Here is a 2,068-nt window from a genome sequence, read left to right on the forward strand (position 1 = left end):
GCCCATGACCTCAGTCATGAACCGCGCCCCTTCCAGACTGTCAAAGACGTAATTGCGCACCCCTGCAAACTTGGCGATCCCGCCAAGAAGGTGCATGATCAGCGTGGACTTACCTGTACCAGTGGGTGCAAAGATCAGGTAGTGCCCCGCAGCCTGAGGCTTGTCTGCAATATGGAACTGGAAGGAGTAGTTCTGTCCCGATGGCGTCTTGAACAAACGAAGCGGGCGATCACCAAATGGCGAGGAGTACATGCCTTCTGGAGAATATTGGAACGGCCATAGCGCGGCGATGTTGTAGTCCATCAATCGCAGTTTCCTGACCAACTTGTTTCGTCCAGGAATACGATTGAACCAGCTGTTTGCAGCTGGTGCGGTTTCAACAGAATGCTTGACACGGCGCGTGTTCAAGATGGCTGAGATCTGGTCCAGAACCTCATTCAGCTCCTCTTCGGATCTGGCCCGAACAGTGAACTGCAGCTGAGTTTGAAACATCGCGTTGGAGTTGTTGGTCAGCGCTTCGGTAGCCTCACTGAGTTCAGCGAGCATAGAAGGTGAAGTAAGGAAGCTGTTGAGCTGTTCGGCCTTTTTGCGCGTGTATTCAAGAATGGTTTTTTCGGTGTTGAGCGGAATGCAAATCTGAGTGACTTCCAGCTCAGCAGGTAATGCGAGCACTTTGGAAATCATCATGCCTGACACGCTGTCAGGGTATTCATGAACACCTATTGTCTTATGAAGATGCTTGAGAGGAGATTGGGTTAAGACAGTCCCGTCTTTATTGATAATGAGATCACAAACGGGCAGGTTTGCGTTAATTGACCGACTTACCCGCGTAATATTGTTCGGCATCTCGCCGCATACAAGATAGGTCAGGAACGCAGTCAACTCACAGTGGTCAGTGAGGTTTGCTGCCGCTTCAAGCACCTCAATCTGGTAGGTCTCAAAACCAGAGAGCAACGTTTTGCTGTTCTTGCTCAGGCTCTCATAAGTCTTGGCCTCAACCACCACAAACCAGTGCATGGTGTAGGCACGCTTATAAAGCTCTTTTTCGGCATCCCCGATCTCGCGCAGAGCTGGGGAGGGCCAATCAGCATCAAACGAGATATCTTTAAGTCGCTTGACGGCTACAAATCGGAAAGTACATCCAGTTGCTCCGATTTGATGCAGAATATTGGTGCGCTGGTTGGCAAGCGAAGTCAGTTCGGAAAAACTCATGGTGTCGTAAGACATGCCGCGCATCCGAAACACGCGAAACAGCGTGCCATCTTTCATGACTACGGTTGAACGGTCTTCCAGCAGATGATCAAAGTCCAGCTCATCTGCGAGCCAGTCTTGCTCAAACTCACCGCCATCATTGGCCCGCAGCAGTTTGTTGGCGTACATGGCTGCGCCACCAGCAACGCCCAATGTTGCTACAGTTGAAAGAATGATGCTCATTTACCCTTGCCTTTTTTAGCCTTAGCCGTAGAGCCGCCAGCTACTAGGCGGCGCTCTTTCTTGCCTTTGAAGAAGGTGTGAGGCAGCAAAAGCGTTGCCTCACAATGAGCGTCCTTACGCCGAAGCGTAATCGTGTACGCCAGTGCAGCAGGAATGGAGAAAATGCAGAGCAGCATCACCAGCGGAGCATCAATCACCGTGGTCAAGATGATCCCGACGAAGAACACTCCGCCGAGCGCAAGCGCTGCGAACATTGGTGGCATGCCAAAGATTGTCGGGGGAGATTGAAGATGCCGGTAAACGCCGTTCTGCACTCGCATCCGCTCTTATCCTAGATTTACAAGGGTGCGAATGGCCGTCGGAGCAGCGACGATCAAAATAGCTCCAAGAACGTAATGCAACATCTTCTGCCAGCGCATCTCACCCATAATTGCCGACCAAACGCCATAACCAACAAGACCAATACCAACGGTGACAGTGCCGATCTTGACCATGCCGCTTTCAAGGCTTTCGAATACGTCAACAGCAGGTGCAGCCCAATCTGCAGCAGCGAAGGCAGAAGCAGGGTTCAAGAGCAGAACAGCGAAGAGAAAGAGTTTGACCTCACGGGTGAGGAGCGTCTTGGAATTTCGAG

Annotated in this window: 2 protein-coding genes and 1 pseudogene; all 3 read right to left on the reverse strand. The window is 51.5% G+C overall.

The features are described from left to right. Positions 1-1,434, reverse strand: a pseudogene (locus PsW74_RS29010) (type IV secretion system protein B4); the annotation flags it as partial. Then, on the reverse strand, positions 1,431-1,754 hold the full coding sequence (locus PsW74_RS22990; RefSeq protein ID WP_063289859.1) for a hypothetical protein: 324 nt from the start codon (positions 1,752-1,754) through the stop codon (positions 1,431-1,433). The gene PsW74_RS22990 and the pseudogene PsW74_RS29010, both read right to left, overlap by 4 nt. A gap of 6 nt (positions 1,755-1,760) precedes the next feature. After that, a partial coding sequence (locus tag PsW74_RS22995) for a TrbC/VirB2 family protein (RefSeq protein ID WP_082830688.1) occupies positions 1,761-2,068 on the reverse strand: 308 nt, incomplete at its 5' end.

Source organism: Pseudovibrio sp. W74 (assembly GCF_001623085.1).
Classification (GTDB): Bacteria; Pseudomonadota; Alphaproteobacteria; order Rhizobiales; family Stappiaceae; genus Pseudovibrio.

What these genes read in the sequence shown, in the direction of transcription:
- PsW74_RS22990 (WP_063289859.1), bottom strand. Translation starts at nt 1,754, where the DNA reads ATGCGAGTGCAGAACGGCGTTTACCGGCATCTTCAATCTCCCCCGACA.